The organism is Kitasatospora sp. NPDC050543, assembly GCF_044457565.1.
In the GTDB taxonomy this organism is placed as follows: Bacteria; Actinomycetota; Actinomycetes; order Streptomycetales; family Streptomycetaceae; genus Kitasatospora.
Genome location: NZ_JBITGZ010000001.1, coordinates 30,652 through 44,842, shown reverse-complemented (window position 1 = coordinate 44,842; position 14,191 = coordinate 30,652). Strand labels below are relative to the sequence as shown.

Annotated in this window: 12 protein-coding genes; 8 read left to right on the top strand and 4 right to left on the bottom strand. The window is 71.4% G+C overall.

Annotation, left to right across the window (positions count from 1 at the left end):
- Positions 1-85: 85 nt before the first annotated feature.
- On the bottom strand, positions 86-862 hold the full coding sequence (locus tag ACIBH3_RS00160; protein ID WP_396309547.1) for a DUF2127 domain-containing protein: 777 nt from the start codon (positions 860-862) through the stop codon (positions 86-88).
- 311 nt (positions 863-1,173) lie between these two features.
- Between ACIBH3_RS00160 and ACIBH3_RS00155 the strand changes: the two genes are divergently transcribed.
- Positions 1,174-1,512 carry a DUF3817 domain-containing protein gene (locus ACIBH3_RS00155; RefSeq protein ID WP_396309546.1) on the top strand — a complete coding sequence of 113 codons (339 nt, stop codon included), beginning with the start codon at positions 1,174-1,176 and terminating at the stop codon, positions 1,510-1,512.
- Positions 1,513-1,626: 114 nt separating this feature from the next.
- Here ACIBH3_RS00155 and ACIBH3_RS00150 read toward each other — a convergent pair whose 3' ends face one another.
- Positions 1,627-3,267 (bottom strand): M4 family metallopeptidase, encoded by a 1,641-nt coding sequence (locus tag ACIBH3_RS00150; protein WP_396309545.1) that lies wholly within the window; start codon positions 3,265-3,267, stop codon positions 1,627-1,629.
- A 485-nt stretch (positions 3,268-3,752) separates the two neighbouring features.
- On the opposite strand from ACIBH3_RS00150, the gene ACIBH3_RS00145 reads away from it, so the two are divergent.
- From ACIBH3_RS00145 to ACIBH3_RS00135, 3 genes are all read left to right on the top strand, one after another.
- A complete protein-coding gene (locus ACIBH3_RS00145) occupies positions 3,753-4,316 on the top strand; it encodes a MarR family winged helix-turn-helix transcriptional regulator (RefSeq protein ID WP_396309544.1) in 564 nt (187 codons plus the stop codon).
- A gap of 101 nt (positions 4,317-4,417) precedes the next feature.
- A complete protein-coding gene (locus tag ACIBH3_RS00140; RefSeq protein ID WP_396309543.1) occupies positions 4,418-4,759 on the top strand; it encodes a DUF3817 domain-containing protein in 342 nt (113 codons plus the stop codon).
- Positions 4,760-4,961: 202 nt separating this feature from the next.
- Positions 4,962-6,647, top strand: coding sequence for a methylmalonyl-CoA mutase (locus tag ACIBH3_RS00135; RefSeq protein ID WP_396309542.1), 1,686 nt, complete (start codon positions 4,962-4,964; stop codon positions 6,645-6,647).
- Between the two features lie 132 nt (positions 6,648-6,779).
- Here ACIBH3_RS00135 and ACIBH3_RS00130 read toward each other — a convergent pair whose 3' ends face one another.
- On the bottom strand, positions 6,780-7,523 hold the full coding sequence (locus ACIBH3_RS00130) for a TetR/AcrR family transcriptional regulator (RefSeq protein ID WP_396309541.1): 744 nt from the start codon (positions 7,521-7,523) through the stop codon (positions 6,780-6,782).
- Between the two features lie 368 nt (positions 7,524-7,891).
- On the opposite strand from ACIBH3_RS00130, the gene trxA reads away from it, so the two are divergent.
- The 4 genes from trxA to ACIBH3_RS00110 all read left to right on the top strand — a co-directional run bounded on the left by trxA (position 7,892) and on the right by ACIBH3_RS00110 (position 12,505).
- Entirely contained in the window at positions 7,892-8,899 is a 1,008-nt protein-coding gene (trxA, locus tag ACIBH3_RS00125) for a thioredoxin (RefSeq protein WP_396309540.1), read from the top strand.
- 757 nt (positions 8,900-9,656) lie between these two features.
- The gene (locus ACIBH3_RS00120; RefSeq protein WP_396309539.1) at positions 9,657-10,322 is read left to right on the top strand and encodes a DUF6230 family protein; all 666 of its coding nucleotides are present in this window, start codon (positions 9,657-9,659) and stop codon (positions 10,320-10,322) included.
- A 132-nt stretch (positions 10,323-10,454) separates the two neighbouring features.
- Positions 10,455-11,066 carry a DUF6114 domain-containing protein gene (locus ACIBH3_RS00115; protein ID WP_396309538.1) on the top strand — a complete coding sequence of 204 codons (612 nt, stop codon included), beginning with the start codon at positions 10,455-10,457 and terminating at the stop codon, positions 11,064-11,066.
- Positions 11,063-12,505: a hypothetical protein gene (locus tag ACIBH3_RS00110; protein ID WP_396309537.1), complete on the top strand. Its 1,443-nt coding sequence runs from the start codon at positions 11,063-11,065 to the stop codon at positions 12,503-12,505. Before ACIBH3_RS00115 ends, ACIBH3_RS00110 begins: the two co-directional genes overlap by 4 nt.
- Positions 12,506-12,670: 165 nt before the next feature.
- Here the strand turns inward: ACIBH3_RS00110 and pyk are convergent, their stop codons facing one another.
- A complete protein-coding gene (gene pyk, locus ACIBH3_RS00105; RefSeq protein ID WP_396309536.1) occupies positions 12,671-14,098 on the bottom strand; it encodes a pyruvate kinase in 1,428 nt (475 codons plus the stop codon).
- Between the last annotated feature and the right edge of the window lie 93 nt (positions 14,099-14,191).

Below are 14,191 nucleotides of genomic sequence, written 5' to 3'. Positions count from 1 at the left end.
GGCCGAATGTAGCGGGCCCACGTGACATCCGGGGAGAGGGCGACGCCCGATCGGTACGCAGCTGCGACAAATCGGCCCGGTCGGCTCACACCGGGGTGGGCACCGTGCCGGCCGCCTGCTCGACCTCCAGCAGCGAGGCGGAGTGCTTCTCGGCCTCGAACGCCACCACACCGCCGCGCAGCCCGAAGAGCCGCTTGGAGAGCAGGATCCACAGCACCGCGATGATGTTCAGCACCAGTGTGCCGATCTTCAGCGCGCTGACGTGGTGCAGCAGCTCGTACACCTCCAGCGGCAGGAAGGCGGCGGTGGCGACCACCGTCAGGTACTCGGCCCAGCGCCGGCCCAGCCAGAGCCCGACCGCCTCGACGATCTCGATCACCGCGTACGCCAGCAGCGCCCCGGCCACGATCAGCAGGGTGTTGTGGTGGTAGTCGAAGGTCTTGCGGATGGTGTCCACGATGGGGGAGTGCTCAAGGTCCCAGTGGAAGTGGTCGGTGACGGGCTTGAAGACGGTCAGGTTCTCGTCGAACAGCCGGCGCACGGCGTCCTGGCTGTTGGAGAACTTCCAGACCGCCCAGGCCGCCACGATGATCAGCAGACCGCGCAGCGCCCGCTCGACCGCCAGGAAGCGCAGGATGAACAGGTCCCGCAGGGCCTTGCCGCGGGGCACCAGCGGGGCGTCCTCGGCCGGGCCCGAGCCGTGCGGCTCGCCCAGCGCGAAGTCCCCGCAGCGCAGGCAGCGCCAGGCGTCGCCGAGCGCGGTCGCGGCGTGCAGGCGCCGGCGCAGGTCGGGCTCGGTGGGCGCGTAGGTGATGTGGCCACGCCGTGAGCAGGTCCGTCGGTTCCAGTCCAGCTTGAGCATTCGGTTCTTCCCCCGTGCGATGGGTCTGCGGCCTGCCCCGGAGTGAGGCCGCGCCGCAGCAGGATAGGGCCGCCGGGCGACGGGCCGGCGCCCCCCGGGGTGATTGTTGTGGCGCGGCTGTGACGTCACGGGGGCGGAGCGCCGACGCGCCCGCGCCGCGAGCGGGGTCCGGGGTGTGACCTCGGGCACGCCCGGGCCCCCGTGCGCGGCCCGTGGCGAGCGCTCGGTGATAATGGTCCCGTAGCTTGTGAGCCGGTTCACAAGCGCGCCCGTCCAACGCCAGCCGCCCCCGCCGCAATGAGGTATCGAACGTGAAGACCAGCAGCGCCGTCCACCGTCTGCGCCTTGTCTCCGGCCCCGAGGGCCTGTCCTTCATCCTGCTGCTCGTCTGCGCGGTGCTCAAGCGCAAGACCGAGTTCAACGCGGTGCCGGTGCTGGGGCCGATCCACGGCACGCTGTTCCTCATCTACGTGGTCTTCCTGATCCTGGCCTGGCAGCAGCAGAAGTGGGACGCCAAGCGCGGGATCCTGCTGTTCGCCCTCTCCGTGCTGCCCGCCGGCGGCTTCTTCGCCGAGCGGATGCTCGCCAAGGAGGAGCGCGGCGAGTACCCGGCCGCAGCCGACGCCGAGAGCGAGCCCGCCGCCGTCTGAGCGCGGCTGCGGGCGGCGCGGTCGCGGTGCGCCTGCACGGAACGACGCAACGACGGAACGCGAAGGTGCCGGGGCTCCCCCCAGAGGGGCCCCGGCACCTTCGCGTTCAGCGCGTCAGTTGACGTTGACGCCGCTCCAGGCGGCCGCCACCGCCTTGTACTCCGCCGAGGTGGCGCCGTACAGGTCCGACGCCGCCTTCAGCGTGCCGGTCCGGGCGGACTTGTAGTTGGTGGTGGACGTGAAGTACACCGTCAGCGCGCGGTACCAGATCGCCGCGGCCTTGCTGCGGCCGATGCCGGTCACCGTGCTGCCGTTGGAGGTCGGGCTGTTGTAGTTGACGCCGTTGATCACCTTGGCGCCGCTGCCCTCGGCCAGCAGGTAGAAGAAGTGGTTGGCGACACCCGAGGAGTAGTGGACGTCCAGGTTGCCCACGCCCGAGTACCAGGCGTCGGCCGAGCCGCCGTCCTTGGAGGGCTTGTCCATGTAGCGCAGCGGGGTGCCGTCCCCGTTGATGTCGATCTCCTCGCCGATCAGGTAGTCCGGCTTGTCGGCGGCGAGATTGGCGTAGAACTCGACCATCGTGCCGAAGATGTCCGAGGTGGCCTCGTTGAGGCCGCCGGACTCGCCGGAGTAGTTGAGGTTGGCGGTCGCCGAGGTGACGCCGTGGCTCATCTCGTGGCCGGCCACGTCGAGCTCGGTCAGCGGGTTGGCGTTGCCCGAGCCGTCGCCGTACGTCATGCAGAAGCAGGCGTCGTCCCAGAAGGCGTTCACGTAGTTGTTGCCGTAGTGGACCCGGCTGGCGGCGCCCACGCCGTTGTTCTTGATGCCGTTGCGGCCGAAGCTGGTCTTGAAGTAGTCCCAGGTGGCGGAGGCGCCGTACTGGGCGTCGACCGCGGCCGACTGGCCGTTGGAGGCGCTGCCGGTGCCCCAGGCGTTGTCGGCGTCGGTGTAGAGGGTGCCGGAGCCCGAGGTGCGGTGCTTGAGGTCGCTGGTGTACTGGCCGCCGCGGGTGGCGTCCTTCAGCTGATAGCTCGAGCCGCTCTGCGTGGTGGTCAGCGGGACGGAGCCGACGAACACGCCCTTGCCGGTGCCGGCGGCGGTCTGGATGTCCTCGTGGGTGGAGAGCACGTCGCCGCTGGCGGCGTCCGTCACCAGGGTCTGCCGGCTCGGGGTGCCGTCGGCGCGCAGGCCCTCGACCACGGTGCGGTACGCCAGGCGCGGGCTGCCGTCGGCAGCCCAGACGACCAGCTGCGGGGTGCCGGCCTGGCCGACCTCCTTCAGCGGCTGCTCGTCCTTGTCGGCGGCGATGCCCACGGTCGCCTGGACGGCGCCGGAGGCCTGCGAGGCGGCCTTGTCGGCCGAGAGCTTCGGGGTGAAGCTCGGCAGTGACAGCTGCTCGGTGACGGCCTTGTCCACCGACTCCACGGCGCCGTCGGCGGCCTGGTGCACGATCAGGTCGCCGCCGAGGACGGGCAGCCCGCCGAGGGTGCGCTCGAAGCGCAGGTGGCGGGTGCCGTCGGCGTCCACCACGGCGTCCTTGGCGACCAGCTGCTCCTGGCCGCCCAGCGCCAGCGCCTTCGCCAGCGGCACGGACTGGCCGTTGGCCACGGCTATCAGGGCGGCGCGCTGCTGGGCGGCCTCCACCTGGGCGGCGGGGGCGGTGCTGGCCTGGGCCGATCCGGCACCGGCCTGGACGATGCCGGTGAGGAGGGCGGCGGTGGAGAGTACGGCGCCGGCTGCGAGCTTTCGCTTCACGTACGGGTTCCTTCCGGTACAACCGCGTGTGCGCGGTCGCGCTTCGCTCCGGGGCACTGGGGTTAGTGCCTGATGGGGCGGAACGAGCGCTACGTGCTGCTCCGTGCGGTCATGCGGCACCTGCCGTGGGTGGGGGTGGCGGGTGCGGTACGGGGCTGGCCAGAAGCATGACAATGCAGCCGATGAAATGACAGGTCTCGCTCAGTAGTTGGCAGAGTCTCGCCAGGCGGACGCTTTGTGAACGGGACCCCCAAAGCGCCGCGAACCGGTCAAATGGGCAGGAGTTCCGATACGAACCAGCGTGGCTGGGCGCCGGTGCTGCCCGGATCCTGGACGTCACTTGACAGTTGACGCCGGTTCACACTGCGGCAATGTCCTGGTATGCACCTTCGCCCGGGGCTGGCGGGATCCCGCCAGGATGGCCCACTTGTCCACCATCAGGGACGCTGCTACCCGCCGGACCGGGCGCCGGTACGGTAAGCAGTGTGGCCAAGCCCCTCGCACTCGACTTCGATCCGATCGCCCGCGCCGACGAGCTCTGGGCCCGCCGTTGGGGCGGCGCCCCCTCCATGGCGGCGATCACCTCGATCATGCGCGCGCACCAGATCCTGCTCTCCCGGGTGGACGCGGTGCTCAAGCCGTACGGGCTGACCTTCGCCCGCTACGAGGCGCTGGTGCTGCTCACCTTCAGCCGGACCGGCGAGCTCTCGCTCTCCAAGATCGGCGAGCGGCTGATGGTCCACCCGACCAGCGTCACCAACACGGTCGACCGCCTGGAGCGGGCCGGACTGGTCGCCCGCCGGCCCAACCCGCTGGACGGCCGGGGCGTGCTCGCCGCGATCACCGACCGCGGCCGGCAGGTGGTGGAGAAGGCGACGCACGAGCTGATGGCGATGGAGTTCGGCCTGGAGGAGTACGACGCCGAACAGTGCCGCCAGGTGTTCGAGCTGCTCAGGCCCCTGCGGGTGGCCGCGGGCGACTTCGCCCCGGCCCAGGCGCCCGCTCAGGCGCCCGGTCAGGCCGCCGCCCACGGCTCCGCCCAGGGGTAGGGGTGCGCGTAGATCAACCTGTTCCTCCGGCTACCCTCGGGGGAGCGGTGCGCAGATCCGGACGTACCGGACGATCTTTGCCAAGCGAGGCGATGTAGAGCATGAAGGCGACCCCCCTGCTGGGCTGGTACCGGGCCCTGGCCATTGCGACCGGCACCGCGCTGCTGATCTTCTGCGGCTTCATGGTCGCGAAGTACGGCTTCGGTGCCGCCGAGGAACTCACCACCTACGTCGCGATGCTGCACGGCTACCTCTACATCGGGTACTTCGTGGTGACCTTCCTGCTCGGCCAGAAGCTCAAGTGGCCGGTCGGCCGGCTGGTCTTCACCCTGGCCGCGGGCTGCATCCCGTTCGCCTCGTTCGTGGCCGAGCGCCGGGTGGTGCGTGACGCGGCCGCCCAGTCGCCGGCCGTCGCCGCCCAGCAGGAGCCGGCCGGCGTCTGACCTCATGTGTGTGTCGCAAGGGCGGCTCTCCCCACCGGGGGAGGGCCGCCCTTCGTCTGTCCGCGCGCGGGATCCGGCGTTTGTCGCGCGGCGGACGTCGACAAATGCTAGGACGTCCGAGTAAATTAGTAGGACGTCCTACTAGCTGAGCCGCCCGGACGCCAAGACGACAAGGCGGCCGTACGGAGCGGAGTTCGGGCACATGGACGCCGAGGACATCGAGCGTGGCCGCCAGCGCTGGCAAGAGCGGTACGACCGCGCGCGCAAGCGGGACGCGGACTTCACCACCCTCTCCGGCGAGGAGGTCGCGCCCGTCTACGGCCCGCCCGCCGGGCAGGCGTACGAGGGATTCGAGCGGATCGGCTGGCCGGGGGAGTACCCCTACACCCGCGGCCTGCACGCCACCGGCTACCGCGGCCGGACGTGGACCATCCGCCAGTTCGCCGGGTTCGGCAACGCCCAGCAGACCAACGAGCGCTACCGGATGATCCTGGACTCGGGCGGCGGCGGCCTCTCGGTCGCCTTCGACATGCCGACCCTGATGGGCTACGACTCCGACGACGGCCGTTCGCTGGGCGAGGTCGGTCACTGCGGGGTGGCCATCGACTCGGCGGCCGACATGGAGGTGCTCTTCCACGGCATCCCGCTCGGCGAGGTCACCACCTCGATGACGATCAGCGGCCCGGCGGTGCCGGTGTTCTGCATGTACCTGGTCGCCGCCGAGCGCCAGGGCGTCGACCCCGCGGTGCTCAACGGCACCCTGCAGACCGACATCTTCAAGGAGTACATCGCCCAGAAGGAGTGGCTCTTCGCGCCCGAGCCGCACCTTCGCCTGATCGGCGACCTGATGGCGTACTGCGCGAAGGGCATCCCCGCCTACAAGCCGCTCTCGGTCTCCGGGTACCACATCCGCGAGGCGGGGGCGACGGCCGCGCAGGAGCTCGCGTACACGCTCGCGGACGGCTTCGGGTACGTGGAGCTCGGCCTGTCGCGCGGGCTGGACGTGGACGTCTTCGCGCCCGGGCTGTCGTTCTTCTTCGACGCGCACCTGGACTTCTTCGAGGAGATCGCCAAGTTCCGCGCCGCCCGCCGGATCTGGGCCCGCTGGATGCGCGAGCGCTACGGCGCCAAGACCGACAAGGCGCAGTGGCTGCGCTTCCACACCCAGACGGCCGGTGTCTCGCTGACCGCCCAGCAGCCGTACAACAACGTGGTCCGCACCGCGGTGGAGGCGCTCTCGGCGGTGCTCGGCGGCACCAACTCGCTGCACACCAACGCCCTGGACGAGACCCTGGCACTGCCCTCCGAGCAGGCTGCCGAGATCGCCCTGCGCACCCAGCAGGTGCTGATGGAGGAGACCGGCGTCGCCAACGTCGCCGATCCGCTGGGCGGCTCCTGGTACGTCGAGGCGCTGACCGACAAGATCGAGGCGCAGGCGGAGGAGATCTTCGCGCGGATCCTGGCGAAGGGCCGGGAGGACCACCCGATCGGTCCGATGACGGCGGGCATCCTGCGCGGTATCGAGGAGGGCTACTTCACCGGCGAGATCGCCGAGGCCGCCTTCGCGTACCAGCAGGGCGTGGAGAAGGGTGAGAAGCGGGTCGTCGGCGTCAACTGCCACCCCAGGAGCGTCACCCCCGAGCTGGAGATCCTCCGGGTCAGCCACGAGGTCGAGCGTGAGCAGGTGCGGGTGCTGGCGGCCCGCAAGGCGGCGCGGGACGAGGAGGCCGTGCGGGCGGGCCTGGCGGCGATGATCGCGGCGGCGCGTTCGGGCGAGTCGATGATCCCGCCGATGCTGGACGCCGTCCGGGCCGAGGCGACCCTCGGCGAGATCTGCAACGCGTTGCGCGAGGAGTGGGGCACCTACCGGGAGTCCGCCGTCTTCTGACCGGCCCCCTCCCTCCGCCCTCCAGCACAAGCCCCGCCCGGGGCCGCCCGCGACCAGCGGGGCCGGCCCCGGGCTTCGGCGTGCCCGGACCCGGCGCTGCGTGGCCCCCGGGCCCGGCGTGCCTTCGTCGGCTCAGCGCGCGGCGGGCTCGGCGACGCCGGGCGCGGTGGGCCGCGGGAGGCCGTCGACGGTGGGCTGCGGCAGGCTGTGCGCGGCCGGGTCGGCGAGGCTGGGGAAGGGGCCGAGCAGCAGGGTGGTGAAGCGGCGGATCCACTCGGCGGTGACGGGCTCGCCACTGACCAGGATGCGGTGCTCGACGGTGCCCGCGATGGTGTCGAAGATGATGTCGATCTCCTCGCAGGCGGCCGCCTCGTCGAGGTCCGGCGCGAGCTCGCCGCGGGCCTGGGCGTTGCGCCGGCCCTGTTGCACCAGCTGCTTCTGCGGGTCGACGATCGCCTCCCGGATGCGCCGGTGCAGCTGCGGGTCGCGGGAGCCCTCGGCGAACAGGGAGAGCAGCGCGGCCTGCGTCTCGGGGCGCGAGAGCAGCGCAGCGAACTGCTCCACCACGGCCTCGATGTCGGCCCGCAGGCTGCCCAGGTCCGCCATCACCAGCTCGTCGAACAGGCTGGCCACCGCGTCGACCACCAGCTCGTTCCTGGACGGCCAGCGCCGGTAGAGGGTGGTCTTGGCGACCCCCGCCCTGGTCGCGACGTGGCCCATCGTCAACCCGCCCCAGCCGAGGTCGGCGAGCGTCTCGCGGGTGGCGTCCAGGATCGCCCGGTCGGCGGCCGCGCTGCGCGGGCGCCCCTTGGCGCGGGTGGTCGGCGCCGGGGGGTTCCGGACGGTCGGCGCCGGGGGGTTCTGGTCGGTTGACACCGGTCGCCTCCTCGCGGTTTACCGGTTGGTAACTTGGCCGGTGGATGGTAACGGTAGCCTCAGATCGCCTCCGGCGGCAGCCGCAGCGGGCGTGAAAGTGGGGCAGCTCACGTCCCGGGATGCCCGGTGGGGGTTGCGGCGGGGGCCGTCGGTGCAGTTACGCTACGACTCGTAGCGAAAGAGCGACAACCAGGCGCCGGTACCTTCGGGGACGAGGCGGCGCACGGTGCGGGTGGGGATCCGCGCCGAACGGATCAGGCTACGGGAGTGGGACTCCCGCGCGGGCGGTACGCCCCTCGCAACCGGCGAGGCGCGACTTTCCCGGCGGATGGCGCCCGACACCAGCGCGGACGGGGGAGGATAGTGCCATGCAGCCACGGAATTCGCGTCTCAACAGCTCCGCCCTGCGAGGTGCGGTCGACCTCGCCGCGGTGAAGGCCGCCGGCGAGGCCGCCCAGAAGGCCGAGCAGGCTCGGGCCGAGCGGGCCCGCCAGGCGGCGGAGGCCGAGGCCGCCGGGGTCGCCCCGGCCGGGCCGGCCTACCCGCTCGTCATCGACGTCACCGAGGACACCTTCGAAGCCGAGGTCGTCCAGCGCTCCACCGAGGTGCCGGTGGTCGTCGACTTCTGGGCCGAGTGGTGCGGCCCGTGCAAGCAGCTCAGCCCGATCCTGGAGCGACTGGCCGAGGAGTACGCCGGCCGGATCGTGCTCGCCAAGATCGATGTGGACTCCAACCAGCTGATCGCCCAGCAGTTCGGCATCCAGGGCATCCCGGCCGTGATGGCCGTGGTGGCCGGCCAGCTGGTGCCGCTGTTCCAGGGCGCCGAGAACGAGGCCAACGTCCGCAAGGTGCTCGATCAGCTGATCCTGGTCGCCGAGCAGCGCTTCGGCGTCGCCGGCGGTGCGGGTGCGGGTGCCGGTGCGGGCCTGTCCGCCGAGGGCGGGGCCGCGTCGTACGAGCCCGAGGACCCGGCGCTCTCCGCCGCGCACGAGGCGCTGGACCGCGGGGATCTCGGTGGCGCCGTGCAGGCGTACCAGAACGTGCTGGCCGACCAGCCGAACAACACCGAGGCCAAGCTCGGCCTCGCCCAGGCACAGCTGCTGCGCCGGGTGGAGAGCATGGACCCGCAGGCCGTCCGGGCGGCGGCCGCGGCCGATCCCAAGAACGTCGCGGCGCAGCTGGAGGCGGCGGATCTCGATCTGGTGGGCGGGCATGTGGAGGACGCCTTCGGGCGTCTGGTCTCCACCGTCGGCCGGACCTTCGGCGAGGACCGCGACAGCGCGCGGCTGCGGCTGCTGGAGCTGTTCGAGGTGATCGGTCCGGAGGACCCGAGGGTCACGGCGGCCCGCGGCGCACTGGCCCGCGTGCTGTTCTGAGCCACGGTCCGTGACCGCCGCGCGAGCGGTCCGCACCACCGGCCGGACGGCGCCGGAGCACGGCCGGCGGGCCGGCTGTTGGCACGGCGGGTGACCTGCGGTGTCGCCGTTGATTTGGCGACAATGCGGTCAACCCGGTCCAGGTTTACCAAATCTTGACAACACCCCTGGCCGATCACCTCAGGTGATCGGCCAGGGGTGTTTCGCCCGTGTTTCAGGGGGATTTCCTCCGCACCAATCCTTCATTTCGTCACACAGGGTGCTCGGTCTGCGGATTCCATGATCATCGGCAGTCGATGTTGGATTACCCGTCAGTAATGAACCCCTTGTGCTTCGCCCGGGATTCAAGCACGATCGGCGCTGCCCGGTCCCCACACTTCACTCCCGCCGACAGCCGGTCGGCGCAGCGCGGAGCTAGGGATCCCCACCGGGCAGCCGACGGCCCCGGCCGCCGGCTGGGAGGGCAGGGGGGTATCCGCGTCCCACGGCGGTTCCTGCTTCCTCCACACGGCCGCGCGGCCCGCGCGGTCGCTGGTTGTCGCTCGGGGGTGATCGCCGATGTCGTCGGTCCTGCCCGCCGCCCCACAGGCGGCCGGTGCCGAAACGGGAGTGCCGCTTTGACGGCCACGCCCGCGTCCGACGACGCCCAAGGCGCTCTCCGCTACCGAGGACGTAGCTCTCTCCCATCCCAGGCCACCTCCGGTGCGGGAAGCACCGGGAAGTGCCGGAGATGTACGTCCTAGAAGGAGGACCACGCATGTCCCAGACTTTCGGTAAGACTCGCTGGAAGCGCTTCGCCCTGGTGATGGTGCCGAGCCTCGCGGCCACCGCCGCGGTCGGCGTCAGCATCGCCAACAGCGCGCTCGCCGCGTCGTTCAGCATCTCCGGCCAGCAGTTCAAGGTGAAGACCAGCCACCTGCACGGAACCAACTTCGCGCAGTTCGGCACGGTCGACATCGAGGCCAACGGCAAGCCGCACCCGGTCGCCGTCTCGGCCTTCGACGACGCCACCATCGAGAACCTGTGCCAGTCGGTCGTCACCGACCTGTCCGCGCTCGGCCTCGGCAAGATCACTCTTCAGCTGAACGCCGGTACCGCCAAGGACAAGCCGGTCGTCGCGCACAACCTGCTGATCGACCTTGAGCAGCTGGACGCCGACGCGACGTTCAAGAACATCAACATCGGCCAGGACGCCTCCACCCTGACGGGCTCGGCGACCCAGGGCTGGCACGGCCACCCGGCGCTCAAGGACGCGGGCAAGAAGCTCCCGACCGGCGCCACGGGCTTCGCCCAGGCCGCCGAGGAGGCCGACCTGACGAACGTGACGCAGACCGCGCGCGCGACCTCGGCCGGCACCTTCGTGCTCAACAACCTGAGCCTGTCGCTCAAGAACGGCGACGGCGCGGGCAACGAGTGCTTCTGAGCCCCGGCTGAGGGCGCGCCGTCCGGCGCACCCGATCGGACGGGTCTCCCAGGGCCGGGGGCGGCAGGCGACTGCCGCTCCCGGCCGCACATCAAGGTTCTTCCCTCGTAGAGATCATCGAGGAGCTGCATCATGTCCAGCGCAACGGCCCACGTGCGGCCCCGCGACGAGACCCCCGCCGTCTGGCTACGGCGGAAGTATCGGGAATTCCGCCGCACCAGGCCATTCTGGGGCGGCCTGCTGGCCATGATCGCCGGCGTTCCGATCCTCTACTTCCCCTACGCGCACCTCTCGCTCGGCGGCGTGACCATCGCCATGTCCACCACGGCGGGTGCCGGCTCGCTGATCATCGGCGTGCTGATGATGCTGCTCGGCCTCACCGCCTGGTTCCAGCCCGCCGTACGGGTCTTCGCCGGTGTCGCGACCACGCTGCTCACCCTGGTCTCCATCCCCGTCTCGAACCTGGCCGGCTTCGGTATGGCCCTGGTTCCGGGCCTGGTCGGCGGCGCGATGATGATGACCTGGGCGCCGCTGCCGGAGCCGAAGGCCGTCGAGCTCGCCGAGGACAGCGCCCACAACACCGCCGAGGCGCAGGCCGAACCGGCGCTGTCCGCGGAGCCCGCGGAGCCCGCGGAGGCCGACACCGCCGGGACGGCCGTCCTGCCGGTGATCCCGGCCGCGGCCGGTGCGCCGGACATCGAGAGCGCCGAACACCGGGCCGTGAACCCAGGGGAGGCGCGGTGACTGAGCATGACGGAGCCGCATCCGGGCTCCCGGCGCAGCGCGAGGGTCGCGGCCCTCGCCACGCCTCCCCCCGGATACCGGCCCGCAGCCGGCTGCGGGGCAAGGCACTGGCCATCGCCGCGGTGCCGACCGCCCTGCTGATGGGCGCGGTGTACTCGCCGACGTTCGCGGTCGCCGACCCCTCGGTGGGCAAGCCGTGCGCGAGCGCGCCGGACACCCCGCTCCAGGAGACGCCCGTCCCCAAGAGCGAGCTGACGCCGCTGCCGGGCCCCTCGATTCCGCCGTCCGCGCTGGCGACCGCTCCGGCCGAGGAGCCGGCCGCGGGCAGCACCGCCGCCGCCACCACGGCCCCGGCGACGCCCGCCGCCACCGCCACCCCGGCCGGTCCGGCGCAGCAGCCCGCACAGGTGCCCACCCAGGCGCCGACCGTCAAGGCGGCCGCCCCGGGCACCGCGACCGGCGGCCAGGTGGTCAGCGCCGTGTACCAGGGCGCGGCCCCCGCGACGGTGCAGAGCGGCATCATCGGTGACGTCCTCGGCGGCATCGGCAACCTGATCCTCCCGGGTGCCAAGGCCACCCCCTCCGCGTCCGCGAGCACGGCGCCCGCCGCCGACCCGCGCGTGGCGGCGTCCCCGACGGCCTCGCCGAGCGGCGCCGCCGCGACCACCGCCCCGTCCACCGCCGCCACGCCGGCGCCGCCCGCCGCCGGGCAGCCGGCGACCGAGCAGGCCGGCTCCGCCCCGGCGGTGCCCACAGCCCCGGCGCCGAGCGCACCGAAGCCCTCGGCGAGCGCCAAGGCCACGCCCAAGCCCGCCGGCAGCACCAAGGCCACCCCCAAGGAGTCGGCCGCGCCGAGCACCACCGCGGCGCCCTCGGCCTCGCCCTCGGCCGGTGCCGACGCGAACTGCGCGGTGGACGCCCGCGGGCTGACCGCCCAGAAGGAGGGCAAGGACGTCGTCCCCGAGCAGAACTGGACGCTGCGCACCAGCCGCCTCGGTCTGCATCACGCGGTGTTCAACGGCGTCTACGACGTCGACATGGTCAACGGGACGAAGCGGGTCCTGAAGTTCACCGTCGGCAGCGTCGACATCGAGAACCTCGATATGTCGACACTTGAGGGCAACGGCAAGACCTTCCACGTCAAGGGCGCCCCCGGCACCACCTCGACGATGCGCAACGGCCCGATCACCATGTACGTCGAGCTGCTCTCCGGCCATCTGTCGAAGATCCTCGGCCTGCCGATCCCGATCGACCTGGGGCAGCTCACCCTCACCCCGGACACCCTGCCGCGCTGGCTCTACGACCTGATCGGCGCCATACCGATCCCGCTCGACCTGGAGCTGACCGGCGTGAAGGCCGTCCAGGCCGGCCAGTTCGGCGGCACCCTCTCCATCAAGGGCATGAAGCTGTACAACGACGACGAGCCCTACGAGGGCTGAGCCCCCTCGCACCGCACGGCAACGCCCGAGGGGCGGCCCCTCCGGATCGGAGGAGCCGCCCCTCGGGCGTTCGCGTCGCCGCCTCGGCCGGCACGATCCCGGCCGGTCCCGGGTCGTCCTGGGCGGGACCGCCCTTGACCGGGCGGTCCGGTGCCGGACGGGGCCTCAGGCGCCGCGCGTGCCCAGGTGGTGCACCTGGACCATGTTGGTGTTGCCGGGGACACCGGGGGGCGAACCGGCGGTGACGATGACGGTGTCACCCTCGGAGAGCTGGCCGATCGTCAGCAGCTCGCGGTCGACCTGGAGCACCATCTCGTCGGTCGAGCCGACCTGCTCGGTCACGTGCGACTCGACGCCCCAGCTCAGCGACAGCTGGTTGCGGGTGGCGGCGTCCGGGGTGAAGGCGATCACCGGGATCGGCGAGCGGTAGCGCGAGAGCCGGCGGGCGGTGTCACCGGACTTGGTGAACGCGACCAGCGACTTGGCGTTCAGGAAGTCGCCCAGCTCGCACGCGGCGCGGGCGATCGAGCCGCCCTGGGTGCGCGGCTTACGGCCCGGGTTCAGCGGCTGCAGGCCCTGAGCGAGCAGTGCCTCCTCGGCCGTCTCGGCGATCCGGCTCATGGTCTTGACCGTCTCGACCGGGAACTTGCCCACGCTCGACTCGGCGGACAGCATGACCGCGTCCGCGCCGTCCAGGATGGCGTTGGCGACGTCCGAGGCCTCGGCGCGGGTCGGCCGCGAGGCGTGGATCATCGACTCCATCATCTGGGTCGCGACGATGACCGGCTTGGCGTTGCGCCGGGCCAGCGTGATCAGCTGCTTCTGCACCAGCGGCACCCGCTCCAGCGGGTACTCGACGGCGAGGTCGCCACGGGCCACCATGATCGCGTCGAAGGCGAGGACGATCTCCTCCATCGCCTCGACGGCCTGCGGCTTCTCGATCTTGGCGATGACCGGGACGCGGATGCCGACCTCGTCCATCACCTTGTGCACGTCGTCGATGTCGGCGGCGTTGCGGACGAAGGAGAGCGCGACCATGTCGACGCCCAGCTCCAGGGCGAAGCGCAGGTCCTCCTTGTCCTTCTCGGACAGTGCGGGCACGTTCACGGCCGCGCCGGGGAGGTTGATGCCCTTGTTGTTCGAGAGCACGCCGCCCTCGACGACCACGGTCTTCACCCGCGGGCCGTCGACGCTGACGACCTCCAGGGCGATGACGCCGTCGTTGATCAGGACCGGGTCGCCGGGCTTCACGTCGCCGGGCAGGCCCTTGTAGGTGGTACCGCAGATGTGCTGGTCACCGGGGACGTCCTCGGTGGTGATGGTGAACTCGTCGCCGTTGTCGACGGTCACCGGACCGTTGGCGAAGGTCGCCAGCCGGATCTTCGGGCCCTGCAGGTCGGCCAGGATGCCGATCGCACGGCCGGTGTCCTCGGAGACCTGGCGGACCTTGCGGTACCGCTCCTCGTGCTCCGGGTGGGAGCCGTGGCTCATGTTCAGTCGGGCGACGTTCATGCCCGCCTCGACGATGGCCTTCAGCTGTTCGTAGGAGTCCGTCGCCGGACCCAGGGTGCAGACAATTTTCGCTCGGCGCATATGTATCAGTCTATCCGTTCGTGTTATAGGTACGTTCGGCCCGAATAGTGAGGTATCGCCAACGAAGCATTCCGAGGCTTGGGACAACGGCCC

Bases quoted from the DNA above. Each gene is read 5' to 3' on its own strand.
- ACIBH3_RS00135 (WP_396309542.1), top strand. From the start codon at position 4,962: ATGGACGCCGAGGACATCGAGCGTGGCCGCCAGCGCTGGCAAGAGCGG.
- trxA (WP_396309540.1), top strand. From the start codon at position 7,892: ATGCAGCCACGGAATTCGCGTCTCAACAGCTCCGCCCTGCGAGGTGCG.
- ACIBH3_RS00120 (WP_396309539.1), top strand. From the start codon at position 9,657: ATGTCCCAGACTTTCGGTAAGACTCGCTGGAAGCGCTTCGCCCTGGTG.
- ACIBH3_RS00160 (WP_396309547.1), bottom strand. From the start codon at position 862: ATGCTCAAGCTGGACTGGAACCGACGGACCTGCTCACGGCGTGGCCAC.
- ACIBH3_RS00115 (WP_396309538.1), top strand. From the start codon at position 10,455: ATGTCCAGCGCAACGGCCCACGTGCGGCCCCGCGACGAGACCCCCGCC.
- ACIBH3_RS00140 (WP_396309543.1), top strand. From the start codon at position 4,418: ATGAAGGCGACCCCCCTGCTGGGCTGGTACCGGGCCCTGGCCATTGCG.
- pyk (WP_396309536.1), bottom strand. From the start codon at position 14,098: ATGCGCCGAGCGAAAATTGTCTGCACCCTGGGTCCGGCGACGGACTCC.